Source organism: Janthinobacterium sp. HH104 (assembly GCF_001758715.1).
GTDB classification, from domain to species: domain Bacteria; phylum Pseudomonadota; class Gammaproteobacteria; order Burkholderiales; family Burkholderiaceae_D; genus Janthinobacterium; species Janthinobacterium aestuarii.
The window spans coordinates 82,845-107,260 of the sequence record NZ_LRIB01000027.1; the positions used below are offsets into that span (position 1 = coordinate 82,845).

The 24,416-nt window shown below is 62.6% G+C and carries 26 protein-coding genes; 11 read left to right on the top strand and 15 right to left on the bottom strand.

Features of this window, described 5'->3' with window-relative positions:
- Nucleotides 1-13: 13 nt before the first annotated feature.
- From JAB6_RS09520 to JAB6_RS09530, 3 genes are all read left to right on the top strand, one after another.
- Nucleotides 14-220 (top strand): hypothetical protein, encoded by a 207-nt coding sequence (locus JAB6_RS09520; protein ID WP_034756014.1) that lies wholly within the window; start codon nt 14-16, stop codon nt 218-220.
- Between the two features lie 233 nt (nt 221-453).
- Nucleotides 454-759, top strand: coding sequence for a hypothetical protein (locus JAB6_RS09525; RefSeq protein ID WP_034756011.1), 306 nt, complete (start codon nt 454-456; stop codon nt 757-759).
- 73 nt (nt 760-832) lie between these two features.
- On the top strand, nt 833-1,078 hold the full coding sequence (locus JAB6_RS09530; protein WP_034756010.1) for a hypothetical protein: 246 nt from the start codon (nt 833-835) through the stop codon (nt 1,076-1,078).
- Nucleotides 1,079-1,085: 7 nt separating this feature from the next.
- Here JAB6_RS09530 and JAB6_RS09535 read toward each other — a convergent pair whose 3' ends face one another.
- The gene (locus JAB6_RS09535) at nt 1,086-1,307 is read right to left on the bottom strand and encodes a hypothetical protein (RefSeq protein ID WP_034756009.1); all 222 of its coding nucleotides are present in this window, start codon (nt 1,305-1,307) and stop codon (nt 1,086-1,088) included.
- 146 nt (nt 1,308-1,453) lie between these two features.
- Here JAB6_RS09535 and JAB6_RS09540 point away from each other — a divergent pair, with 146 nt between their 5' ends.
- Nucleotides 1,454-2,167 (top strand): SOS response-associated peptidase, encoded by a 714-nt coding sequence (locus tag JAB6_RS09540; RefSeq protein ID WP_070302537.1) that lies wholly within the window; start codon nt 1,454-1,456, stop codon nt 2,165-2,167.
- A gap of 1 nt (nt 2,168) precedes the next feature.
- Here the strand turns inward: JAB6_RS09540 and JAB6_RS09545 are convergent, their stop codons facing one another.
- The 8 genes from JAB6_RS09545 to queE form a co-directional block, all read right to left on the bottom strand.
- Complete coding sequence (locus JAB6_RS09545) at nt 2,169-3,350, bottom strand: DUF418 domain-containing protein (protein WP_083292628.1); 1,182 nt, start codon at nt 3,348-3,350, stop codon at nt 2,169-2,171.
- 14 nt (nt 3,351-3,364) lie between these two features.
- Complete coding sequence (ldcA, locus tag JAB6_RS09550) at nt 3,365-4,282, bottom strand: muramoyltetrapeptide carboxypeptidase (RefSeq protein ID WP_070302539.1); 918 nt, start codon at nt 4,280-4,282, stop codon at nt 3,365-3,367.
- Between the two features lie 33 nt (nt 4,283-4,315).
- Entirely contained in the window at nt 4,316-5,233 is a 918-nt protein-coding gene (locus tag JAB6_RS09555) for an alpha/beta fold hydrolase (protein WP_070302541.1), read from the bottom strand.
- A gap of 270 nt (nt 5,234-5,503) precedes the next feature.
- On the bottom strand, nt 5,504-6,661 hold the full coding sequence (locus JAB6_RS09560; RefSeq protein WP_070302543.1) for a hemin-degrading factor: 1,158 nt from the start codon (nt 6,659-6,661) through the stop codon (nt 5,504-5,506).
- 63 nt (nt 6,662-6,724) lie between these two features.
- Entirely contained in the window at nt 6,725-9,088 is a 2,364-nt protein-coding gene (locus JAB6_RS09565) for a TonB-dependent hemoglobin/transferrin/lactoferrin family receptor (RefSeq protein ID WP_070302544.1), read from the bottom strand.
- A gap of 201 nt (nt 9,089-9,289) precedes the next feature.
- The gene (gene tadA, locus JAB6_RS09570) at nt 9,290-9,799 is read right to left on the bottom strand and encodes a tRNA adenosine(34) deaminase TadA (RefSeq protein ID WP_070302546.1); all 510 of its coding nucleotides are present in this window, start codon (nt 9,797-9,799) and stop codon (nt 9,290-9,292) included.
- A complete protein-coding gene (queD, locus tag JAB6_RS09575; protein ID WP_034755997.1) occupies nt 9,792-10,238 on the bottom strand; it encodes a 6-carboxytetrahydropterin synthase QueD in 447 nt (148 codons plus the stop codon). Before queD ends, tadA begins: the two co-directional genes overlap by 8 nt.
- 8 nt (nt 10,239-10,246) lie before the next feature.
- Nucleotides 10,247-10,882: a 7-carboxy-7-deazaguanine synthase gene (gene queE, locus JAB6_RS09580; RefSeq protein ID WP_034785949.1), complete on the bottom strand. Its 636-nt coding sequence runs from the start codon at nt 10,880-10,882 to the stop codon at nt 10,247-10,249.
- A 288-nt stretch (nt 10,883-11,170) separates the two neighbouring features.
- Between queE and JAB6_RS09585 the strand changes: the two genes are divergently transcribed.
- From JAB6_RS09585 to JAB6_RS09610, 6 genes are all read left to right on the top strand, one after another.
- Nucleotides 11,171-12,070 (top strand): sensor histidine kinase, encoded by a 900-nt coding sequence (locus JAB6_RS09585; RefSeq protein ID WP_083292629.1) that lies wholly within the window; start codon nt 11,171-11,173, stop codon nt 12,068-12,070.
- 89 nt (nt 12,071-12,159) lie between these two features.
- Complete coding sequence (locus tag JAB6_RS09590) at nt 12,160-13,146, top strand: diguanylate cyclase (protein WP_070302788.1); 987 nt, start codon at nt 12,160-12,162, stop codon at nt 13,144-13,146.
- Between the two features lie 82 nt (nt 13,147-13,228).
- Nucleotides 13,229-13,516, top strand: coding sequence for a type II toxin-antitoxin system Phd/YefM family antitoxin (locus tag JAB6_RS09595; RefSeq protein WP_070302789.1), 288 nt, complete (start codon nt 13,229-13,231; stop codon nt 13,514-13,516).
- Nucleotide 13,517: 1 nt separating this feature from the next.
- A complete protein-coding gene (locus JAB6_RS09600) occupies nt 13,518-13,850 on the top strand; it encodes a type II toxin-antitoxin system RelE/ParE family toxin (RefSeq protein WP_070302548.1) in 333 nt (110 codons plus the stop codon).
- 90 nt (nt 13,851-13,940) lie between these two features.
- Nucleotides 13,941-16,805, top strand: coding sequence for a pitrilysin family protein (locus JAB6_RS09605; RefSeq protein WP_070302549.1), 2,865 nt, complete (start codon nt 13,941-13,943; stop codon nt 16,803-16,805).
- 102 nt (nt 16,806-16,907) lie between these two features.
- Nucleotides 16,908-17,543 carry a VOC family protein gene (locus JAB6_RS09610; RefSeq protein WP_070302551.1) on the top strand — a complete coding sequence of 212 codons (636 nt, stop codon included), beginning with the start codon at nt 16,908-16,910 and terminating at the stop codon, nt 17,541-17,543.
- A 36-nt stretch (nt 17,544-17,579) separates the two neighbouring features.
- On the opposite strand, the gene JAB6_RS09615 is transcribed toward JAB6_RS09610, so the two are convergent.
- Nucleotides 17,580-17,834: a hypothetical protein gene (locus JAB6_RS09615; RefSeq protein WP_070218411.1), complete on the bottom strand. Its 255-nt coding sequence runs from the start codon at nt 17,832-17,834 to the stop codon at nt 17,580-17,582.
- Between the two features lie 21 nt (nt 17,835-17,855).
- Entirely contained in the window at nt 17,856-18,641 is a 786-nt protein-coding gene (locus JAB6_RS09620; RefSeq protein ID WP_034755976.1) for a DNA/RNA non-specific endonuclease, read from the bottom strand.
- Between the two features lie 228 nt (nt 18,642-18,869).
- Between JAB6_RS09620 and JAB6_RS09625 the strand changes: the two genes are divergently transcribed.
- Complete coding sequence (locus tag JAB6_RS09625; protein ID WP_070302552.1) at nt 18,870-19,397, top strand: SRPBCC family protein; 528 nt, start codon at nt 18,870-18,872, stop codon at nt 19,395-19,397.
- A gap of 77 nt (nt 19,398-19,474) precedes the next feature.
- Here JAB6_RS09625 and JAB6_RS09630 read toward each other — a convergent pair whose 3' ends face one another.
- From JAB6_RS09630 to JAB6_RS09645, 4 genes are read right to left on the bottom strand one after another with little or no spacing between them, the layout of a single operon-like run.
- Nucleotides 19,475-20,488, bottom strand: coding sequence for a response regulator (locus JAB6_RS09630; RefSeq protein ID WP_051991733.1), 1,014 nt, complete (start codon nt 20,486-20,488; stop codon nt 19,475-19,477).
- Nucleotides 20,481-21,578 carry a hybrid sensor histidine kinase/response regulator gene (locus JAB6_RS09635; protein ID WP_070302554.1) on the bottom strand — a complete coding sequence of 366 codons (1,098 nt, stop codon included), beginning with the start codon at nt 21,576-21,578 and terminating at the stop codon, nt 20,481-20,483. Before JAB6_RS09635 ends, JAB6_RS09630 begins: the two co-directional genes overlap by 8 nt.
- Nucleotide 21,579: 1 nt before the next feature.
- A complete protein-coding gene (locus tag JAB6_RS09640; RefSeq protein WP_034755965.1) occupies nt 21,580-22,923 on the bottom strand; it encodes a sensor histidine kinase in 1,344 nt (447 codons plus the stop codon).
- A complete protein-coding gene (locus tag JAB6_RS09645; protein ID WP_034755962.1) occupies nt 22,923-24,317 on the bottom strand; it encodes a class I SAM-dependent methyltransferase in 1,395 nt (464 codons plus the stop codon). The genes JAB6_RS09640 and JAB6_RS09645 overlap by 1 nt, the downstream gene beginning before the upstream one ends.
- Nucleotides 24,318-24,416: the final 99 nt, after the last annotated feature.

A 24,416-nucleotide genomic window follows, 5' to 3' on the forward strand; every position in this document is an offset into this window, starting at 1 on the left:
CAAGGTGACCATTATGGAAACTATTGAGCTGCTTTTTGCCTCGCTGGTGCGCGAAACGGCCGAATCGATACGCGACCACCACGTTCCTTTTGCCATCAAACACGACGAGCGCGCCTATTTCGAGTGGATGGATGGACACCCGATCAATGGCTATATCCAGGAAGCGTATCGGGAGATCGAGGAAACCGCCCAACAGATCCGAGCCATTCGCGCGGGGTGAGGACGCTTGCCGCAAGCTACTGCGCGGGACGCCTTGCGGCTGGCGATGCTCACCGCACTTCAGTGCGGTTGCGCTTCTCAGCCACACATCCCCTCCGCTCGCTACGCTTGCGGCAAGCATCGATACGTTCGTTAAAGCTTTTCTGTAAACGTATTGATTCAGATCAAACACTCAACCATTCCAATCAAATGGATAGTCCAAAGCCATGACAATCAGGTCTGGAGGCGGGAGACATGGATCAGGGACAAAAACACCAGATCAGGGGCTATGAATTTCATGTCGCGGGGGCGCTGGAAAAGGATGGGCGCTACCGGGGCATGATTTTGATCAGCAAGCGCGGCGATACGCAGCAGGTATATGCCAAGCCCGTATTGATAGAAACGGCGAGCAGTTTCAAGTCCGTGCATGCGGCCTTGATCGAGGCCTCGGCGTATGCGCAGGAACTCATCTATAACGGCGCCATCAAGGCCTTGCTGCCGGCCGACGGCCAGCTAGCCGGAAAACAGGCGCCGCAGCCGCCGGATTTCGTCGGCAATTGACGCAGGCAAGCCCGTCCGGTTATTCGGGACGATGCGTATAATGACGCGCTTTCCCGGATGAAAACTCAACACCATGGAATTTGTGAATTTACCGCTGGTCTTCCTCGTCGGCTGCGCGCTGATCGCCTTGCTGGCCAAGAAAAACGGCTACTCGTGGTATCTGTTTTTCTTCGCGATTGCCGTGCCCGCTCCCCTGCTACTGCTGGCCTTGCCCCATGTGCTGGGCGTCGAGACCGCATCGCTGACCTCCGTACGCCTGGGCGCCGCCCTGCTGCTGCCGCTCGCCGGCCTGGTGTTGGCCCTGCGGGGCAAGCGCTAAGGCCGGTTCAGCGTGCCGGCACGCCATCGGCCAGGCGCCAGCCGATCGACAAGGCCAGTTGCTGCGCTTCTTTTTCATTGCTGCAATCGTCATAGTCGCAGGTGTCCGCATAGGCGCCGCACGCCTGGTTCTGGCTAACATACGAGCCGACCCAGCGGCCATCGCGGCGCTGGCTGGCCGTGGCGCTGATAATAAAACCTTTGTGGATGGTGGGATTTTCAAAAGACATAATTCCTCCGATACAAGAATAACGTCAGGAACCTGACTGGCCTCCACTGTGCGCCGCCTGTCGCAAGCAGTCTGTACGTTTGACCACACACAGAAAGCACGCACGCGCCTGCCTCTCGGCGCCCGGCAATCGGGTATGATTTCAGCATGTGTGGACGACTCGATCAAAATGGTACGGCGCCCGAGCTGGCGTCATCGTTCGGCTGGACCGACGCGGTATTCGACAGCGAGGCCGAGCCGCACCTGAACGTGTCGCCCGGCACTTACCGGCCCGTGCTGCATATCCAGGATGGCGTGCACAGGGTCGACGACGTCTTCTGGGGCTACCGCCCCGCCTGGGCCGCGCAAGCCGTGCCCGCGCCCGGCAAGAAAAAAATCCCCATCGCCATCAACGCCCGCCTGGAAAAACTTGCCGGGTCCTACTGGAAGCCCCTGCTGCGCGCGGGACGCGGCATCGTCTGCGTGCATGGCTGGTATGAATGGACGGGAGAAAAAGGCAGCAAGCAGCCGTGGCACATCCACCGCAAGGACCGCGCGCCCCTGTTCCTGCTGGCGCTGGCCCAGTTCGGCCCGTACAAGCACAGCCGCGAAGAAGCGGGTTTCGTGCTGGTGACGGCCGACAGCCTCGGCGGCATGGTCGACATCCACGACCGCCGGCCCGTGGCCGTCAGCCTGGAAGACGCGCACCGCTGGCTCGACCCCGCCTTGACACCGGAGCAAGCGCTGCACCTGGCGCGCACCTGCATGCTCGACGTGGAACTGTTCGAATGGCATGCCGTCGATAATCCGCTCGTGCCGTCGGCCAAACCCAAACCGCCACCACCGGCCGCGACGCAAGGCGCGTTTGACTGGGGCGACTAACTCAGGCGGGCAACCGCGCCAGCCGGCGCCACAGCGTTTCCATCGGCCCCTGGCGAAAGTGCCACAGCCAGTAACGGCTCAGCAGCACCTGCCCCGTCATGATCACTACCGCCAGGCCCAGCATCTCGGCCGGACGCAGGCTTGCCCCCCAGCCCAGGCCCGGCCCCTGCAGCAGCCACGTGCCGATCAGCGATTGCAGCAGATAATTGCTGAGCGCCATGCGTCCCACGGGCGCCAGCCATACCGCTAGCCAGCGCAGCATGAAAGGACCGGCCAGCATCAGCGCCGCCACATAGCCGGCCGCCAGCACGGGGCCGCCGGCGAACAGGCCCACTTCGAACAGGGCCGTGTCGAACACGGTTTGATACGGATCGGCCACCTGCCACGCGACGGCGCTCGCGGCCAGCAGGTTGAACGGCAAGCCCACACCCAGTCCCACGGCGCGCACGCGGCGCCACAGCAGCTGGTGGCGCTGCGGCTGCGTCAGCCAGCCCAGGCGCGCGGACAGGATGCCCAGCAGGAACAGCACGATGATGTGCGGCAGCATGACGATGGCGTACAGCAGGGAAACGAGGAAATCGTTGGCGCGCAGTCTGGCCACGGCCAGCACATTGCCCTGCGTGTAGATGGCGTAACGCTCCGCAAAACCTTGCAGGTCGCGCGCAATGTCCGGCGCACCGCCCTGCTGGCCCACGGGAATGAGCAAGCACATGAACAGCAGAAAACCGGCGGCCACCAGCCAGGCGCGGTTGCGTATGCGGCTCAGTTTGGCCGCTGCCAGCGGCAGGATCAGCATGCCGGCCACCGCATACGAAGTCAGCACGTCGCCGCTCCAGATAAGGAAACCATGCAGCAGGCCAAACACGAGCAGCCAGCGCAAACGGCGCCGATAGGCCGCTTGCGCCTGCTCCCAGCTGCCCAGCTGGCGCTTCAGGGAACGTGTCTGCAGGGCAAAGCCGGCGCCGAACAAAAATGCGAAGATGGGATAGAACTTGAATTGCGCCAGCGCCGCCACGCCGAAAATGACGAGCTGGTCGAGTACAGGTGGCTGGGTCGGCAAGGTGCCATAGCGCAAGGACAAGGTGCCCCAGGCAAAGCCCCAGATATTCACCAGCAGGATGCCAAACACGGCGATGCCGCGCAGCACGTCGAGCTGCAGCAACCTGCCGGGCTTGGCGGACATGGAGCTCAAGGCGTTCAGGGGCGCGCCAGGGTCGGGTAGTCGGTCACTTGCAGGCTGAAGCCGGACGCATCCGATTGCAGGCGCGCGTGGCCGCCGAACGGCAAAGTGACCCGGCGGCGGATATGGCCGAACTCGAGCCCCGTCAGCACGGGCACGGGCAGGCGTTCGCGCACGTAGGCCAGCATGGCGTCGAAATCGTAGCCGTTATCCATCGGACTCAATTTATAGGCGGAAAAATCACCGAGCACCACGGCTTGCTGGCGGCCAATCACGCCCGCATGCAGCAATTGCAACAGCATGCGTTCGACCCGGTACGGGTGTTCGTTAACGTCTTCCAGGAACAAAATGCCGCCATCGATCTCGGGGAAATACGGCGTGCCGAGCAAGTGGACCAGCATGGCCAGGTTACCGCCCCACAGCTTGCCTTGCAGCGCGACCTGCGGATTGCCCGCCGCCGTGCCCGTGACCGTGTGCGTAGGGCCGGCCAGGCACGACCACAGTTGATCGAGCGTAAACTGCTCGGGCTCGTCACGAATGAAATCGTCGCAGATCATGGGGCCGGCAAAGCTGGCGCGGCCCGTTTTCGCCATCAAGCCCATGTGGAAGGCCGTGAAGTCGCTGTAGCCGACAAACAGTTTGCCGCTGTCGGCCATGGCAGTAAAGTCGATCTCGGGCAGGATGCGGCTGATGCCATAGCTGCCGCGCAAGGCGATCACCACTTGCACGTCCGGGTCGGCGGCGGCCGCGTTCAGCTGCGCCAGACGGCCCGCATCCGTGCCGCCGAAGCGCTGGAATGTGTGGTCGGGGTCGTAGTAATTGTGGACGGTGGCGCCTTGCGCCTGCAAGCGGGCGATGCCGCGTTCCAAAGCCGCCGCGTCGGGCGCATAACCGCCCGGCGCAACGATGGCGATGCCAATCTCAGGTGTCTTCAAAATGCCCGTGCCTTCAAAAAAATGGTGGCGCGCCTAGGCTGGCTGGGAGCGCATCTGGGGCGCCATCTTACCTTGCAGATGCACATCGATCAAGGCAAGCAGGCGCTCGATCAGCTGGGGCGGCATGTCGTGCCCCATGCCTTCGATCACCTCGAGCCGGGCGCCCGGGATCAGCGCCGCCGTATCGATGCCGCAGGCGACGGGGATCAAGGGGTCGGCCGCGCCATGGATCACCAGCGCCGGACAGCTGATACTCGGCAACAAGTCCGTGCGCTCGCCCGAGGCGGCGATGGCCACCATTTGCCGCGCCACGCCTTCGGGGCAGCTGCCGCGCTGCAGCGCCGCTTCGATGCGCTGGTACAGCAGCTTTTCCGACACGGGATAGGCGGGGCTGCCGATGACGCGCACGGTGGCCGCCATGTGCGCCATCAGTTCTGCGCGGCTGGCATTGCGTTTCGGACGTTGCAACAAGGCGTTGCGCGCAGCCCGCGTGGGGCCGGGCAAGCCGCGCCGGCCGCTGCTCGACATGATGGACGTCAGGCTGAGCACCTGCAGCGGCGCGCGCGCCGCCATCACTTGCGCGATCATGCCGCCCATCGACACGCCGATCACGTGCGCTTGCGCAATGCGCAGGGCCGCCAGCAAACCGAGCGCGTCGTCCGCCATGTCATTCAAGGTATAGGAAGTTTTGAGGGGCCAGCCCAGCAAGTTTTTCACGTAGGCGAGCGGCAGATACGGTTTGCCCGCCAGCGCCATCTTGCTCGACAGGCCGCTGTCGCGGTTGTCGAAACGTAGCACGTGAAAACCTTGCTCGACGATGCCTTCGACGAAGTCCGCCGGCCAGGCAATCAGTTGCATGCCCAGGCCCATGACCAGCAGCACGCACGGATCGTTGGGGTCGCCGTGGCTTTCATAAGCTATGTTGAGGCCGTTCGCCATGATGGTTGCCATGATTGCCTCTCTTACAGGAACCAGCACGCAGGCACGATCGCTGCGGCCTTGCAACCAGCATACCACTATTGTGCTTCAGACATGAGACCGGCACGCGGCACTCACACTGAAGTGTTGCTCTGCTTGCACATGACAGAACCTACTGCGCGTCGCGACTTGCGGCCTGCGATGCTCACCGTACCTAAAGTACGGTTGCGCTTCTCGACCACAATTCGCTTCCGCTCGCTACGGTTCTGTCACGTGCTGATACTCATCAACTTGCAAAAAACATTATTTTTCCTTGGGCAGGCTGTCAGCCAAGTCCACCCACGCTTGCGGCTGCGGTTTGCCGCGCTCGCGCACGCCGAAGAAGGAGACCACTTGCGTGCCTTCCTTGTCGAAGAATTCGACGGAAGTCACGCCGCCGCGCTTGACGACCCAGCCGCTGCGCAGGGCCGTGTCGCGGATGTGCAGGTTGAAGTCCGGGTCCAGCACATTGAAGAAGCCGCCGGCGGCCATGGTTTTTTCGATCTTGCCGCTGTAGATCTGCGTCAAGCCTTCATTGCCTAGGAACACCATGATGGCGACTTTGTCCTTGGCCGCGTTTTCCAGCAGGGTGCGCAGCGCTTCCGGCGTCACGCGCTCGACCACGCCGGCCGGCGCCAGGCGCAACGCCTGTTCGCGCGACAGATGGAATTCGCGCATGATTTGCGCAAACTGGTGCACGTCCGTCATGTCTTTCCAGGCCAGCTGGAATTCCTTGACGTCGATCTCTGCGTCCGGCTTTTCAGCGGCCTTGGGCGCCACGGCCAGCACGTTCAAATCCGCGCTTTGCTGTGGCATGCGGAACGTCGCCACCAGCTTGTCGTAGACGGCCACGCCAGGCTCGTTGCGCAGGTAGACCTTGTGCACGGCCGTGCCGTTGGCGTCAAAAAATTGCAGGCTGCGCGTCGGCTTGCCATCGCGTCCCGCCTGCTCCACGGCAAATGCGTATTTCCAGTTTTCAAAGTGGAAACGCAGGTCGATCTGGCCGCCCAGGTAGCCGCCGGCGATATTGCGCTGGCGCGCTTCCGTTTCCGGGTCTTGCTTGGCGTCGGCCTGTTCCGACTTGTCGCCCGCCTGCTTGAACTTGCTGGCGACGCCCGTCGTTTCAATGACGCCGTTTTCATTGCGCGTGATCGCTTGCACGGTGCCCAGGTCCAGGGCGGCGCGCATGATTTCGCGCGGCTGGTTGCCATCGGCCTGCAGGCGCGTGACGCCCTTGCCGATATTGGTTGCCAGCAATTGTGCTTCGGACACACCCAGCGCGCGGGCCGCGTCGCGGATCTGCAGCTTCGGCTGTTCCGTGCGCAAGGTGGACCAGCGTTCCGCCAAAGTGGCTGGGGCCGCGGTTGCGTTTGCGATCAGCAGGCTGCCTAGCAGGGATAGAACGAGTTTGGATAACTTCATAGAGAGACCATTCAATCAAACATGGAAAAACAGAGGGGCAAGCACCCCTCCCCGGTAAAAAATTTAGAAGTTTAGGCTCAGGCTGGCCGCCACATTGCGGCCCGGCTTGGCGTAGCGCTCGATCTCGGCACGGCTGGCGGCCGTGGTGCCGGCGGACAGGCTGCGCGAAGCCGCGTAATCCCAGTACTTGCGATCCGTCAAGTTGTACACGCCGACGACGATCTTGGCGTTCTTGTGCACGTTCCAGTAAGTCGACAAGTCGAAGATGGTGTACGACGGCACCTTGAAGCGCGGCGCGGTCGTACCCATCAGCAAGTCGTTCGGCGCCTGCTTCTCGCCGGCATGCAGCGCCGTCAGTTCCAGGCCGAACAGCATGTTGGTGTGGTCGTAACCGAAGGTCAGCGCCGTCTTGGCTGGCGCCACCGAGGCCAGGCCGCCGCTCTCGCCCGTCCGGGTATTGAAGGAGCGGCCCTTGGCCACGCCCGTGGCCAAGTCGACGCGATAGCCCTGCATGGCGGGTGCCCAGGCGCCCAGCTCCGCGCGCAGGGTCAGCTCCCCGCCCCAGGTACGGGCATCGCCGATGTTTTCCGGGCGGAACAAACCCTGCACGATGGTGGGATAGTTCACGGGATCGTCTTCCTGCATCACGTACTCGATCATGTTCTTGTATTCCGTCTGGTAGACGGACGCGTGCATGCTCAAGCCCTTGACGATGTCGCCCTTCAAACCCAGTTCATAGGCCTGGCTGGTTTCCTTGCGCAAATTCGCATTGCCCAGCACGGCATAGCCCCTCCCCCTGCCCGTGTAGCTGAAGGAATCGTAGGTACCGGTGCGCTCGGCCGCCGTCGGCAGGCGCGTGCCGCGCGTGAAGGTGGCATACGCGTTCATTTGCGGCAACACTTCCACGGACAGGCTCAGGCTCGGCGTGAAATACGTGTCGCTTTCCTTGCGCACTTCCCTGGCCGCGTTCGGCACGGCGATCACATAGTTTTGCAGGTTTTTCGGCTCGTTCTTGCGGTAGTCGGCACGCAAGCCCGGCGTCAGCACGGCTTTCTTGCCGGCCAGATTGAAACTGAGATCGTCGCGCACGTACAGGGCCAGCTTGGTCGTGTCCATGTCGGCCATGCGGTTCTTGTTGGTGATCTGATGCTGGCCGGTGGCAACGATGACACGGTCTTCGCGCCACGGGCGGCGCGTTTTCAACTGCTCAAGCTGCACACCGTACAGCAGCGCGTTGTCCGCATTGAGCTGCTTGAACGCTTCCGACGTCAGGCCGATGCTGTCGTTCTTGAAGCTGGTGTCGATGGTACGCTGTGCCGGGCTGCCGAAGGTGTAGAGGCCTTGCGTCTTGTCATCGGTTTTCGCATTCTGCAGATACACTTTCGACGTCAGGCGGTCGAACAGGGCGAAATCCTTGAGCACCACGTCGTGGCCCAGGCTGACGCGCGTGCGCTTGGTGGTGGAATCCTGCTGCACGCCCGTCGGATAATACGTGCTGACCTTGTTGCGCAGATCGCGCTTGTTCTTGCGCTCGAACATGTCGACCGTCAAGTCCAGCTTCTGTTCGCCCGGCAAAGTCCACACCAGCTTGGACAACAAGGCGTTCGAATGCCAGTCGTCGGGGTTGACGGTAGCGCTGCCGCGGCTGTCAAGCTGCTCGCCATCGCGGTGCACATACACGGCCAGGCCTTGCAGGCTGGCGCCGAGCTTGGCGGCGCCCGTCAGGGTGTGCGCATTGCTGCGGTCGGCCGTCGCACGGCCGTATTTATAGGCCACGTAATGGTCTTGCCCTTCACCCAGATAATCCTCGGGCGACTTGGTGACAAAGGCCACACCGCCGCCCAGGCCAGGGCTGGCGCCGCTGACGGCCGTCGTGCCCGAATCGATGCGTACTTCGCGGAAGGTTTCAGGATCGAAATAATCACGGCCTGTGCCGAAGGCGTTGAGGGTATTGCCATCAGGCTTAGGCGCCGCGTCCGGCAAGGAAATGCCATCGACGTCCAGGCTGACCCGATTGCCTTCCAGGCCGCGGATGTTATAGCCAGTGTTGCCCGAACCATCCCACACGCTGCCGCTGCCCGAAGCCGCTGCCGGCGCGCTGATCAATGGCAAATAACGCACGATGCCGCCCATGTCCGTCACGCCACGGCGCTCCAGGTCGTCGTTGCTAATAACCGTCTTGGTGCCGGCGCGGCGCTCGTAATCCTGCTTGGCATTGACGACAATTTCAGGGAAAACCGGCAGCTTGGCCGGTTCCTGGGCGGCCGTGCCCGCGTTGATGGCGGCATTTTGCGCAACGGCAGGCAGCATCGGCGCTGCAAACAGGCCCAGCAAGGTGGCGCGCAGCACCAGGTTGTGGCGGCGGGCAGGCTGATGGGCTGAAGATACGACGGGTGCAGCGGTGCGCTGCGGAAGCACAGTAGTCATGATGGTCCGGTCTAAGAGTAAAGGCTGGCTCTTGAACCCGGATCGATAACGATGCGCAAGGGAAGTTTGCTGGCGAAAACAATACTGTAACACGAATCATTCTCATTTGAGAATGACAATTGGTCTAGACAGATGTTATTTCGCAACAATTATAAAAATGCCAGCCTGGAGGGCTGGCATGGCTGGCATCTTGGGCTGATGTCAGGCTGGCGGATGGGCCAGCTTGCGCGCCTCGGCCTGCGCGCGGCGGCGCTCGGCAAAGAAACGCTTGAGAAAAGCGCCGCACTCATCGGCCAGCACGCCGCCGACGATGGCCGTCTGGTGGTTCAGCGCCGGCTGCTCGAACAGGTTCAGCACGGAACCGCAGGCGCCCGTCTTCGGGTCGCCCGCGCCATACACCACGCGGGCCAGACGCGCATGCAGCATGGCGCCCGAACACATCACGCACGGCTCCAGGGTCACGTACAGCTCGCAGCCGGGCAAGCGATAATTGCCGAGCTTTTCGGCAGCGGCACGCAAAGCCATCACTTCCGCGTGCGCGGTCGGATCGTGGCGGCCGATGGGCTGGTTGTAGCCGACGGCGATGACTTCGCCATCCTTCACGACAACGGCGCCGACGGGCACTTCACCGAGGTCCCACGCGTGCTGGGCCTGCTCCAGGGCCAGCTGCATGTAGCGCGCGTCCTGCGCGCTAGCGTGCATTTCAGTCATCGGTGACTTCTGCCCAGCAATTCGGCGTTTCATGCAGCACCAGCTTATGCAGGTGCAAGCCCGTGCCGAAATGGTCGGTAAATGCGGCCTTCAAAATGTCGAAGGCGATGCGCGCCAGGTTTTCCACGGTCGGGATGCGGTCGATGACGACGGTTTTATGGTCGGGCAGGCTGGCCAGGAAGTCGCGCACGGCCGTGTCTTTTTCGTAGACGAGGAAGGCGTGGTCCCAGACGTCGACCAGGTGCTGCTTGGCCAGGGTTTTTACGTCGGAAAAGTCCATGATCATGCCATTGTCGGAATTGCCTTCCGCTTCGATGACCTTGCCGACCAGGGTGATTTCCACCGTGTAGCGGTGGCCGTGCAGGTTGCGGCACTGGCTTTTGTGGTCGGGAATGCGGTGGCCCGCGTCGAATTCGAGCTTGCGTGTGATAGTCAGCATATGTGTTGTTAAGGTATTTGCAGGAGTTTATGGGTTTGCAGGCTCAGCTTCCACTTCGGGTTGCTTTTGCACGTTTCGATGGCCAGCTTCATGTTGTGCGCGGCCAGGGGGCCATCCATCGCCTGCACGAAGAAGTTCTCGAAATCCAGTTGTTCGTAGGCGGCCAGGTCTTGCTGGAACTGGGGAATGACCACCTTGATTTCATTGCCTTTGTGGACGACCAGTGTCGAACCCATCTTCGGGCTGACGCAGATCCAGTCCACGCCGGCCGGCACGGGCAAGGTACCGTTGGTTTCGATGGCGATGGTAAAGCCGACCGCGTGCATGGCGTCGATCAGGGCCGTATCCAGCTGCAGCAGCGGCTCGCCGCCCGTAAACACCACGTATTTGCTCGGTGCGTAGCTGGCCGGCCACAGGCTGTCGATCAGCGCGGCGAGTTCCTGCGGCGTCTTGAATTTGCCGCCCAGTTCGCCGTCGGTGCCGACGAAATCCGTGTCGCAGAACTGGCACACGGCCGTGGCGCGGTCGCTTTCGCGGCCCGTCCACAGGTTGCAGCCGGAAAAGCGGCAAAACACGGCCGGACGGCCCGCGTGCGCACCTTCGCCCTGCAGGGTGTAAAAAATCTCTTTGATGCTATAAGTCACTGTATTTCCTAAGAGCTGGCTGGCGTCCTCGCGCAGGGCGTACGCAGCGATGCCGGCGCATACCGCCGGAACCGCAAAAGCCGATTGACAACACTCTATTATATGCCGCCACGACACTTCCCGTGCAAATGCCGTGCCCGTCACCTGGCCGTGCGGCGCCAAAGGACCAGAAAGCCACGGCGAAAGGCATAACTGCGCGGCTTTTGCGTTTAGACAATATAAATAGCCCACAGTTAATATATTTTCTGTAATAAGATTGCCTTCTGGAAAACATTTAGGGAGCGAGAAATGATGCAACGCTGGCTACGCCTGCCGTACCGTCTGAGCATTCTGGCCTGTCTGGCGGCCAGCGCACTCGCCACCCTGCACGCCGGATACGCGGCCGGGCCAAAGCTGCCGGCCGGTGCGCCCTCCCCCTTGATGGCGGCCTGCGCCGTCCTGCTCGGTGCGCTGACGCTGCTGCTGTGGCGCCAGCACCGCCTGGCGCTGCGCCTGCAGGCGCTGGAACAGCTGCGCGAGGACGGCGAGCAGGCGCGCCTGACCAGCGGGCAACAGCAGGCGCGCGAGCAGGAACGCCTGCGCATCGGGCGCGACATCCACGACGACCTGGGCCAGCATCTGCTGACCCTGAAGATCGACCTGTCCATGCTGCAGACCAGCACGCATGAGGCGGCGCCCCAGCTGGCGCAACAGCTGGCCGTGATCGCGCGCAATGTCGACCTGACCATCGCGGCGCTGCGCTGCGTCATCCATGACCTGCGCCCGCCTGCCCTCGACGCGGGCCTGCAAGCGGCATGCGATGAACTGCTGGCCGACTTTACGCGTACCACCGGCCTCGGCTGCGGCTGCGACTACCAGCTCGACGCCGCCGCCGGCCGCGCGCATGGCGCCTTGCTGTATCACGTGGTGCAGGAAGCGCTGGCGAACATTGCCCGCCATGCGCACGCCACGCATGTCCAGCTGTGTCTGCAGCAAACAGGCGCCACCGTGGCTTGCCGCATCAGCGACGATGGCATCGGACTGTCGGGCTCACCGCCGCGCCTCGGTTGCGGCCTGTCCGGCATGCATGAGCGCGTGGCCGCCGCCGGCGGCAGCCTGCACATCGACAGCCGCAGCGGCGCCGGCACCACCTTGCGCGTGTCGCTGCCCCTGCCGGTCTGCCACGACGAAGCAATGGTCCATCACTGAAAATATTGCTCAATATCAACACCGTCACTACCCCACGCTGCATCATGGCCAACGAGCCAGCCCCATTCACGCCCGAGAAGGATGCTTTCATGCCGGATAGCCACGCACATGCCAGCCCATCGCCATATGGTGAAGCCCAGGGTTTCGCCGTCAAGATGATGGAATTGCTGGTCGTGCCCACCTTTGTACTCGATGTGCATGGCAAGGTGATGATCTGGAACCGCGCCTGCGAGCAGTTGACGGGCGTGCCGGCAAGCGAAGTGCTGGGCGCGAGCGAACCGGGCCGCTGCTTTTACAACGACGAGCGCCCCACGCTGGCCGACCTGCTGCTGGCCAGGCGCGGCGGCGACATGCGCGCCCTGCATACCCAGCAGCAATACCGCAGCAGCACGGGCAGCAATCTGTGCGCGGAAAACTGGTGCGACATGCCGCGCACGGGACGGCGGCGCTACCTGGCCGTCGATGCCAGCCCCATCTACGGCAATCACGGCGAACTGATCGCCGTCGTCGAAACCCTGCGCGACATGACGGATGAAAAGCGCGCACACGTGGAACTGGAACGCCTGGCCACGCGCGACGGCTTGACGGGGCTGGCCAACCGGCGCTGCTTCGACGACACCATCCTGGCCGAGTGGCAGCGCGCCCAGCGGCAGGGCCAGCCGTTGTCGCTGCTGATGGTTGACGTCGACAATTTCAAGGAATACAACGACAGCCACGGCCACCAGGGCGGCGACCTGTGCCTGCGCAAGGTCGCCGGCGCCGTCGCCAGCGAAATGCGCGCCAACGACCTGGTGGCGCGCTACGGCGGCGAAGAGTTTGCCGTCATCCTGCCAAACCAGTCCCTCAAGGGCGCGGCCATCGTGGCTGAACGCATCCGCCATCGCGTGGAGCGGCTGCAACTGCCTCGCAAGCGTCCGGACGGCGCCTGCGTCACCGTCAGCATCGGCGCCGCCACGGCCCTGCCCGGTCCCGGCACGGAGCTGGGGCAGCTGATCCATACGGCCGACTGCGCCCTGTACCGCGCCAAGCACCTGGGCCGCAACCGCATCAGCCTGCCGGAAACGACGCTGACGTAAGCAACAAGTACCAGCATCAGGAAACACGACCAAATTTGGTGTATATTTGGTCCTGTCACAATTTTTCGCATCCGGAGCCGCCATGAACCTCAAGGAACGCATCAAGCCGATTTCCTACCTCAAGGCCAATACGACGGAGATCGTCAACGGCTTTGACGCTGGCCAGGACGAGCCCATCATCATCACGCAAAATGGCGAAGCGAAAATGGTCGTGCTGTCCATGCACGCGTATCAGGAAGGCAAGCGGCAAGCGCAGCAGATGCAGGAACAGCATGCGTTCATGAAACTGATCGCCATGGGCAACCAGGACATCGCGCGCGGCGACGTCGTGTCCGAAGAAGATTTCCTGGCCAGCCTCGACCAGGCTTGAGATGACGCGCATCGTCGTGCTGAAAAGCGCGCAAGCCGATTTCAATGAGCTGCGCAGCGATTTCAAGGCGCACCACACTGCCGCCGCACATGCGCAGTTCACCTGCGCTTTCCGGCAATTATTCTCTGATCTGAAAACCTTTCCCGACAGCGGCACGCCCGTCGAAGCCGCTCGCGAAGTCGGCATGGATGTGCGGCAACGCCTGTGCGAAGAGATTCGCGTCGTCTACCATCATGACCGTACGCACGACATCGTATACATCCGCATGTTCCTGCCGACCCGGCGCGACTTTCTGACCCACCTCACCAAGCGCATCCTGCGGCCCGACTTTTAAAGCCCCTATGCACGGCGGCACGAATATTCTATGCTGCGGCGTTGCACTTTCCACATTTCCAAAAAAGAAGGAGCCCCCGTGTCAAGAATCATGCCTGCTTTATTGCCCGCTTTCGCCCTGGCCCTGTCGGCCATGGCCTCGTCGAACCTGGACGCAGCACCCGTCAAACCGGCCGCCGCCCACAGCGCCGCTGCCAGCAAAGCCGATTTGCTGCCGTTCAAGGCGACGGAAAAGACCCTGCCCAATGGCTTGAAGATCATCATCGTGCCGACCGGTTTCCCGAACCTCGTCTCCCTGCAGATACCCGTGCAGACAGGCTCGCGCAATGAAGTCGAGCCAGGCAAATCCGGCTTTGCCCACTTCTTCGAGCACATGATGTTCCGCGGCACCAAGGCCTATCCGCCCGAAAAATACCAGGAAGTGATCACGCGCGCCGGCGCACGCCAGAACGCGTATACGAGCGACGACCTGACCAATTACCACACGACGTTTGCCAAGCAGGACCTGGAAACCGTGCTGAAGGTGGAAGCGGACCGCTTCCAGCACCTCGACTATGCGGAAGACGCGTTCAAGACGGAATCGCGGGCCGTGCTGGGCGAATACAACAAGAACAGCGCCAATCCCGTCTCGAAACTGTTTGAAGTGATGCGCGACAGCGCCTACACGACGCATACCTACAAGCACACGACGATGGGTTTTATCCAGGATATCGAAGACATGCCGAACCAGTACGCGTATTCGAAGATCTTCTTCGACCGCTGGTACCGTCCCGAGCGCACCACCATCATCATCGCCGGCGACGTGGAACCCCAGCAAGCCATCGCGCTGGTGGAAAAATACTGGAGCGGCTGGCAGCGCGGCAAGCAGCAGGCGGCCGTGCCCGTCGAGCCCGCCCCGCGCGGCCCCGTCTACAAGCACGTGGCCTGGCCCACGCCGACCCTGCCATGGGTAGCCGTCGGCTTCCACGCGCCCGCGTTTTCCGTGAAGGACAAGGATCAGGCCGCACTGGCAACGTTGCTGTCGCTGTCGTTCGGCCGCACCTCGCCGCTGTATAAACGCCTCGTGCAAAACGAGCAAAAGGTCGACCAGCTGTTCGAGATGACGCCGGACCGGGTCGATCCGACCCTGGCCGTGCTGGGCGCGCGCGTGAAAAACATCGATGACGCCGTCTACGTGCGCGACGCCATCCTGTCTACCGTGGCGCGGCTGCGCGACACGCCAGTGAGCGAAAAAGACCTGGCGGACGCCAAGTCGGCGGAAAAATACGGTTTGATACGCTCGCTCGACAACACGGAGCAGATCGCCGGCACCCTGGCTTCCTTCGTGCATTTCGACCGCTCGTATGCCACCATCAACCAGTACTACCGCCTGATCGATACGCTCACACCGGCCGACCTGCAGGCAGCCGCGCGCAAATACCTGACGGACGAGGGCCTGGTGGTCACCACCCTGTCGCATCAGCCGATGGCCGCCGCCATCGCCACCACGCCGAAGCTGGCCAGCCTGCTGCCGGCCGCCTCGAACGCGAAGTTCGACGTGCTGGTGCAAAAGTCCGCGCTGCCGCAAATCCGCTACAAGCTGCTGTTTATGGCCGGTTCCGCGCAGGACCCGCAAGGCAAGGAAGGCCTGGCCGCGCTGACGGCCGCCATGGTGGCGTCCGGTGGCTCGTCCGAGCGCAAGATCGACGAAGTCAACCAGGCCCTGTTCCCGCTGGCCGGCAGTTTCAGCCAGCAGACGGACAAGGAAATGACGACGTTTACCGGCTCCATCCACAAGGATAACTGGACGCAGTTCAACGCCATCGCCCTGCCGCTGCTGCTGTCGCCCGGTTTCCGCGAAGACGACTTCCGCCGCTTGAAGGATGCGCAAAGGAACGCGCTGCTGCTGGACCTGAAGGACAATAACGAAGAGGAATTCGCCAAGGAACGCCTGCAAACGAATGTGTATGCGGGCACGCCGTACGGCCATCCGGTGCTGGGCACGGTCGCCGGCATCGACGCGATCACCCTCGACGACGTCAAACAGTTCTGGAAGAGCGCGTATGCGCAAGGCGCCGTCAAGGTGGGCATTTCCGGCGACGTCTCCGAGGCCATGACGGCGTCACTGACGCAGGCGCTGGCAAGCTTGCCGGCCGGCCCAGGCTTGCCTGCCACCGTCAAACCCGCGGGTCGCAAGGCGAATGGCCTGGAAGTGGAAATCATCGAGAAAAACACGCGCGCGACGGCCATTTCCTTCGGCCTGCCTTTGGAGGTGACGCGCACGCACCCTGACTTCCCCGCCCTGTGGCTGGCGAAGACATGGCTGGGCGAACACCGCGCCTCGAATTCCTATCTGTACCAGCGCATCCGTGAAATCCGCGGCATGAACTATGGCGATTACGCGTACATTGAAGCCTTCCCGCGCGGCATGTTCCAGTTCTTCCCGAACCCGAACCTGGGCCGCAAGGCACAGCTATTCGAAATCTGGATCCGCCCCGTGGCGCCGGACAACGCTCACTTCGCCCTGCGCGTGGCCCTGACGGAATTGGGCAAGCTGATCGACAACGGCCTGACGCAGGACGATTTCGCCACCACGCGCGACTACCTGATGAAGAACGTCTTCGTCATGACGTCGACGCAAGACCAGCAACTGGGCTATGCGCTCGATTCGCAATGGTATGGCACGCCCGAGTTCACCAAGTTGATGCGTGATGGCTTGTCGAAACTGACGCTGGCGGACGTCAACCGCGCCATCAAGCAACATTTGTCGGCAAAGAACCTGTCCGTGGTGATCGTCGCCAAGGATGCGGCCGGCCTGAAGGAAAAGCTCGTCAGCGACGCGTTTTCTCCCATCAAGTACGACGGCAACAAGCCGCAAGCGCTGCTCGATGAAGACAAGGTCATCGGCGCGATGAAGCTGGACATCAAGCCGGCAGCCGTCACCGTGACGCCAGCGGCGCAGGCGTTCGCGAAGTAAGGGCTGGTGCCGGATCACCCCATCTGACGAAGCATGTCGGATGGGGTGCATCGGGGATGGCCAGACTTGAACACATCAAAGACCTGCGGTGAAGGATGTGGAATGCCACGCTGTCACATTGATCATATCGTCATCACGGCGCCAACGCTGGGAGCGGGTGCGGAGCTGGTGCGGCTGGCGCTGGGGGTAGAACTTCAGGCTGGCGGAGCGCATACCCGCATGGGGACGCATAACCTTCTGCTAAGGCTAGGCGATGCTGTCTACCTGGAAGTGATCGCACCCGACCCCGAGGCGCCGCTACCGTCCCGGCCCCGCTGGTTCGCGCTTGACACCCTGGCCGCCGATGCGGCGCCGGCCCTCTCCACCTGGATAGCCCGAACCGCCGATATCGAGGCCAGCGTTGCGGTGTGTTCGGAGCCGCTTGGCAATATCGAAGCCATGAGCCGGGGTGCCCTGAATTGGTTGATCACCATTCCCGGCGATGGCGCATTGCCCTTGCATGGCATCGCCCCGGCACTCATCGAGTGGCAAGCGGAGGCGCACCCTGCGGCCAAACTGCAGGATCAGGGGCTATCCCTCATCAAGCTCGAACTGTTTCATCCCGAACCGGAACGCATTGCCCGCCTGCTGCTATCGCTGGGTCTTGAAGGCCAGCTTGTTGTGCACGCGTCGACAGCGGAGCGCGGAGCCGGCCTGGTCGCCCACATAAATACGCCGCAGGGGCTGCGCCGACTGTAAGCGCGGCGGGCGATCAACCTCCTCCGCGCTGCCAACTCACTCGAACGGATTGGCCACCGACGTCACCTCGGGCGGCGGCAGCTGGTCGGGCAGTTCCTGCTTTTCCAGCTGCGCCACCACGTCGGCCAGCAGTTTTTGCAGCTGTTTGGCCAGGGCCAGGCCCGGCTTGTCCAGGGTCAGGTCGATGTCGCCGCTGATGCTGATGCGGTCGATCCGGTTTTCGATGGTCAGGCTGCCGATTTCCAGCACATCGCTTTCATTGGCATACGGGACGAATTTCTTTGCGCACATGGGATTTCCTTTTTGACAGTCTTATTTTTTGGACTTGCTCTTCACCTTGGGCAAACTCAGCATGCGCAGCTTTTGCTGGCGCGTCAGCGACGGTAACAGATCGATGCCTATCCTGTCTTCCAGTTGCGCAATGCTCAGCACTTCATACGTCTTGGTATCGACGTTTTCAATGAAGTAGGCGGCGCCGGCGCGCTGGCGCGGGCTGTACACGGCCTTGTACAGATGGCTGGGCACGATCACCCGGCCCACCTTGCGCAAGTTGCCGCCAATAAAAGCCGGCCCCGTGATCACGTACAGGTCGCCTTCTTTTTTCGCCATCTTGCGCACGGCGCCTTCGATGCCGGCCCACACATAGCGGTTGTTGCGCGAATCTTGCGGCACCATGTTGGCCAGGGTAAAGCTGTCGCGCTGGCTCTGGCGGTCCGGCATGTCGCCGTTGGGCGCCATGTGGCCACGGTCGAAGCCGCTGCGCGCATAGTCGGCCAACTCCGCGCGCTGGGCGGCGGGCAGCTTGCGTTCGGCGTGGAAGGAGTTTTCGCGCGACAAGTCCTGCGCCGCTTCCAGATTGTTCGCCGTCAAGTGCTCGGCCGACCACAGCGGCGTGCGCGTGATACCCGAGTGCATTACGCCAAACACGTTGTAGCACAGCTCCTTGGTCGCCACGTCCAGCTTGGGGTTGGTGATTTCCGGCTTGCGGCCATCGACGTAATGGGCGGGACAGGCATCGGCATGCGCCAGGTTCGCGGCAAAGGCGGAAGCCAGCAAGCCGCACGCCAGGGTCAGCCTGGCGATCGATCGTTGAATCATATTTCCCTAAGTGAAATCTTTGCAGGCCAGCATTCTAGCGGACGGCGGCCGTCACTACAAACCTGCACAAACCTGTCGTGCGCACCTGTGCGCGACGTGCAGATGGGCGTACGGTCGGCTCTGCGCAGAGCTGGCGCAAATAAAGGCCAACAGGCCCCGCACAGCCATTCATATCTGCTAAGATTGCCTGGATTCGTTCGCATCGACCATTCAAGATTTGGAGAGCATATGATCAAAAAAACCCTGCTGCTGATCGTTGTCGTCGTCGCCGCCATCCTCGGCTATGCCACCACCAAGCCTGACACCTTCAGTGTCCAGCGCGAAATCACCATCAAGGCCCCGCCCGAAAAAATCGCCGCCCTGATCACGGACTTCCATTACTGGGCCGCCTGGTCGCCTTGGGAAAAGCTCGATCCCGCCATGCGCCGCACGTTTACGGGGCCGGCCAATGGCCTGGGCGCGCAATATGCGTGGCAAGGCAATGACAAGGTGGGCGCCGGCCGCATGGAAATCACGGAAGCGGCCCAGCCCGAACGCACCGTCATCAAGCTGGACTTCCTCAAGCCCTTCGAAAGCCACAACACCACCACATTTACCATGACGCCCGAGGGCGACAGCACCAAGGTGAACTGGACCATGACGGGCCCCAGCCCTTACGTCAGCAAGGTCATGACAGTCTTCGTCAGCATGGATCGGATGATCGGCAAGGATTTTGAAAAAGGCTTGAACAACCTGAAGGCGGCCGCGGAACGCTAAGCCCGCTCGCAGCACATGGAAACAGGGCCCGCGTGGCCCTGTTTTATTTGGCGCCGGCCCCTTGCGGGCCGGACTGATCAGAACTGCTCGATCCAGGCCGCCAGGTGGTCTGGCGTAAGCGCCGGTTCAGCCTGCACTACCTTGCCCTGCAAGCCCAGTTCCGTCTTACTCAACTGCAGGGACCAGCCGCGCCGCGCCAGCCACAGCAAGCTGGCCAGCCAGAACGCGTGAATGGCTGAAACGGGCGTGGTGGTCGGCGTTTCCAGAAATTCCGTCAGCAGCCGTCCATCGAGGAACAGCGCCGTGCCGCCCTGGTTTTGCAGCGCCGCGCCAAACACGGGCAGCAGCATGTCGATCGCCTGCTCCACGCCACGCCCCGGATGTTCGCGCTCGAGCGTGTCGAGCTGCTGGCGTACGGCGGCGGCAAAGGCCGTGCCGCGGAACGCTTCCGAGCTGACCAGGTCGGCATAATCCATCAGCAGCCAGTCCGGCTCGGGCGGCGTGACGCCAGCCGTCAAGGCCGCCGACAAATACGCTTCCACGGGCAGTTGCTGTTCCGGACCGGCCAGGCTGGCGCACAGGGCGTACAGGGTGCCGATGCGGTTGGCGACGGCTTGCCGCTGGCGCACCATCAGCTTTTCGCGCAACAACTGGGCGTGTTCATTGCGCAAGCGTGCCAGTTCCAGCGCCTGTTTCAGTTCCATGCGCAGGGCCGCGATATCCCACGGCTTCTGGATGTAGCGGTGGATCTGCCCCTGGTTGACGGCTTCCACCGTGTGCTCGAGTTCGGAATATGCGGTGGTGAGAATACGCACGATGTGCGGATGGCGGTCCCAGGCGTACGACAGCAATTCGTTGCCGTAGGCGCCGGGCATGCGCTGGTCGGAGACCAGCACGGCGATGCGGTCGGCCTGCTCGTCGAGGATGCGCTTGCCCTCCTCGACCGAGGTAGCCGTCAGCACGTCGGCCAGCGGCGCGATGGCGCGCTGGAAGTATTTGAGGGCGTTGGCCTCGTCATCGACATAGAGTATCGTCGGCAAGCCTTGCGCCGGCTCACGCTGAGCCGGTAAACGCAGATTGGCGTCAATCATGCTCGTTCCTTATATGTACTGGAAAATTCAGGGTTACCGTGGTGGAGGTGCCAAACTCGGTGGCGATATCGAGGTTGCCGCCGAACGACTGCATCATGCGGTGGCAAAACACCATGCCCCAGCCCTTGCCTTCACCGCCGCCGGCACTGACGGGGTCGATCAACAGCTGTTCCACAATCTCGGGGGCGATGCCGGCGCCATTGTCGCGCACCGTGATGCGGCCGGCATCGATGCGGATGCCGATCGCAGGCCGGGCTTGCTCGCCTGCCGAACGCAAGGCATTCGCCAGCACGGACGATAATATCAGCGCGACGCAATTGGGCGACTCGGCTATGGAAAAATCTTCGCCTACTTCGACCGTGATGGCGGCGCGCTGGGCCGCGCTCAAAGGATAGCTGTCGAGCAAGGCGTCCAGCAACTGGCGCGCGCTGCCGGCGCGGCGTCCGCCCTGCATGCCAGGTCCGGCGCTGGCCAGGCGCACCGTGTCGACAAAACTGGCCAGAACGGACAAACAATAGCGCGCATTGTCGTGCATCAAGGCGGCCGCTTCGCCGATCTCGGCCTGCGGCGCGGCGTCCGCCTGCGCGCGCCGCGCGATGCCGCGCGCAAAATTGGCAATGGCCGCCAGCGGCGTATTCAATTCATGTGCGAGGAAAGCCAGCGATTCCTCCATCGCCACCAGGCCCTGGCGGCGCGCGGCCCGTTCGCGGCCCGTCTGCACGGCCAGCTGCAGCGCCGTTTGCATGGCGGCCAGGTCGAGCGGCTTTTCCAGCAAACGGAACAAGGTGCCGCCATTGATCAGCTCGAGCAGCACGTCCTTGTCCGCATAGGCCGTCACCAGCATGCAGACGATGTGCGGATAGCGCTGCGCCACTTCCTGCAGCAGCTCGCTACCCAGGCGGTCCGGCATCCGGTAATCGGTGACGAGCACGTCGATCTGGCCGGCCTCGTCTTCCAGCAAGGCCAGCGCCGCATCGACGCTCTGCGCCGTCAATACGCGGTAACGGGGACCGACGGCGCGCTCGAAATACTTGCAGGCGAGCGCTTCATCGTCCACGTACAGCACGCTGGCGCGGCTATCGCTGTCCATGCTAGCGGCCCTCCCAATCGGAGCGCTGCAAGTCGAAATTCATGCTGGCCCATTTGCCCAGCTCGCTTTCGGCGCTCAATGTTCCGCCGTGGCGCTCGATCACGCCATAGCTGATGCTCAGGCCCAAGCCCAGTCCCTGCCCCACTTCGCGCGTGGTAAAGAACGGCTCGAACACACGCGCCAGGTTTTCCGGGGCGATGCCGGGACCGTTGTCGCGCACGCTGATGCGCAGGCGCTTGTCATCCCAATGGGCAGTGATGCGGATCTCGAACGGCGGCGCATTGCCCTTGCGCATGGACAGCACGGCATTGCCCAGCAAGTTGATCAGCACGCCCACGATGGCCGCCTCGTCGCCGCGCACCAGGGTGTCGACCGGCAAGTCGTGGCTGATGCTGACATTCTTCGTTTCATGACCCACCAGGCGGATGGCCGCGTCGAGCGCGCTGCGGAACTGGAAGTGTCCCGTTTCCAGCTGGTTGCCGCTCTTGCGGTAGGCAAAGGTCTTCAAGTCGGACACGATGTGCTGCACGCGCAGCATGCCCTGCTTGGCGTCGGCCAGACATTCGCTGACCAGCGCGCTTTGCTTGGCGACCGGGTCTTCGATGGCCACTTCGATGGCCATCATGCAGAAATTCACGGGGTTATTGACTTCATGCAGCATGCCGGCGGCCAGGGTGCCGATGGCGGCCATTTTCTCTTGCTGCAGCATCTGCCCCTTGATATCGGCCAGGCTTTTGTTGGTTTCTTCCAGCTGCGTGTTCTTTTGCGCCACTTCCGCCTTCAACTGGAACAGCATGAAGCGGGCGCGCTCGTTGAAATAGGTAAAGACGGCGCTGATGCTGGCCGACATGATGAGGAACAGACAGTTGACGACAAACGTGCCCGGCAAGTCGAAGCCGCCCGCATGCCAGGCGCAGGCGCCCACGTACAGCAGGCAGGAGATGGCGCCGAAGACCATGTTTTGCCACAGGCCGAAAGCGAGCACGATGCCCGACGAATAGATGGCCAGGGTCATGCCCACGTAATAGATCGAGGTGGCGCCTTCCGTGATGGCGATCATCCAGGCGATCATGATTTGCGGCAGGATCAGCCAGACAAACGTCAGCCCCTGGATGCGGTCTTGCGCCCAGCGCGTGCGCATGGCCAGCACGACGCAAAAGATCAGCACGGAGACGACGATGCGCGCGCTGGTAAACGCCGACTGCTTGTCCGGATACAGGGCCGAATCGAGGCCCATGCCCAGCAGGATCAGCACGATGCCCGTGTACGCCCCGCCGCGGCTGAATTCCAGGCGGAAGTCGCGCAAAACGGCCGTGTAGCCGGCGTGCAGGCCTGGGGTATCCATCAAGGAATGCTCACTTCCGCGAACACATTCACGCCCGTCGCGTCGACATAGATCAGCGGATCCGTCGCGTGCTCGGGCAGCAGGGCCGACAGGCCCGCTTCATTGCGATAGATCAAATGCCACTCGAGCAAATGCTCCATGCCGAACTTGCCCGGGTTATTCGCATGCACATTGGTGACGAGCAAACGTCCGCCCGGCCCCACGCGCGAGGCAAAGTGCATCAGCAGGCGCGCGCACACCTTGTCGGACAGGTAGTCGAACAGGCCGGCACAATACACGGCGTCAAAACTGCCGGGCAAGCCCGTGATGCCCGAGCCATGGCGGCGCTTGAGCAGGTTATGCACGGAATCGTGCACATAATCGATCTCGACCACTCTCCCCGTGCGCTGCATGATGGTAGTCAGGCGCGCGCGCGTCCAGTCCAGGGTCTCGCTGCTGAAGTCGACCAGCTCGAAGGCAAGCCACTGCGCATCGGGGCACGTCTCGAGAAAACGCTGCACCTCGATGGCCGGGCCGCAGCCCACGTTGAGCACCTTGTACACACGCCCCGCGGCACGCGCCGCGGCCGCCTTTTCTGCCAAAAATTCCGTCAGGATATCGATACGGTTGCGGTGCGCGGTGGCCACGGCCGCCTGCAAGAAAGCCGCATTGACGATCTGAAAATACGTGCTCGGACCTTGGCGCGGATCGTCGAGCAGCTGGTTGACCATCTGGTAGTCGCCCGCATAGCCGAGCGGCTTGGTAAACGTGCGGAAGACGAACGGCGCGCGCAGGATCAGGGGGTGCAGCGCCGCCTGGGCAAATGCGCGGTGGGCCGGCGCCCGCTCTTCCTCGACGAGCGAGGCTTCTACCTCGAGCTGGCGCAAGTAAAGCTGGGTCTGCTCCATCAGCGGCAAGGCCAGCTCATCGAAGATATCGGGGCGCAGCCGGCCGTTTTCCTTGGGCAGCGAGTCGGACAAGTCGACCTGTTCGACCCAGCGCGCCACTTCCGACAAAAAGGCGCGCATTTCGTTGACGACGATCTGGTAGTCGCGGCGGATGCGGAAGCGCTCGCCCCAGCCGGCGACAAAGGCGCTGGACTCTTTCAATACGGCGCCCTTGACGACGACCACGTCGCTCAATTCGCGCCACTCGTCGATCAGGGTCACGGAAACGATGGCGGTCAGGCCCGTGTTGACGCTGCTGATGACGACGGCCTTGCCGACGTAGGCGTTTTTCGCCCCCATCCTCACCGTCACGTCATTGAGCACCTCGCTGACCTGCACAATCGAGTATGGATTGTAGATTTCCATGACCAGCGAATTGCGCTGCAAGTTGAAAATCGTGCCGCGCACCGCCTCACCCTGGGTGTTGCGGAAACTGACGACTGGATCGATCTGCGATTGTGAATACACGATTGAGCATTATCAAGTTGCCCGGTTTCCGGCGCACCACACTGGTGACACCAGATTCCAGGCTGGGTTAAGGCACGGCACACCGGTCGTTTGCCGCCG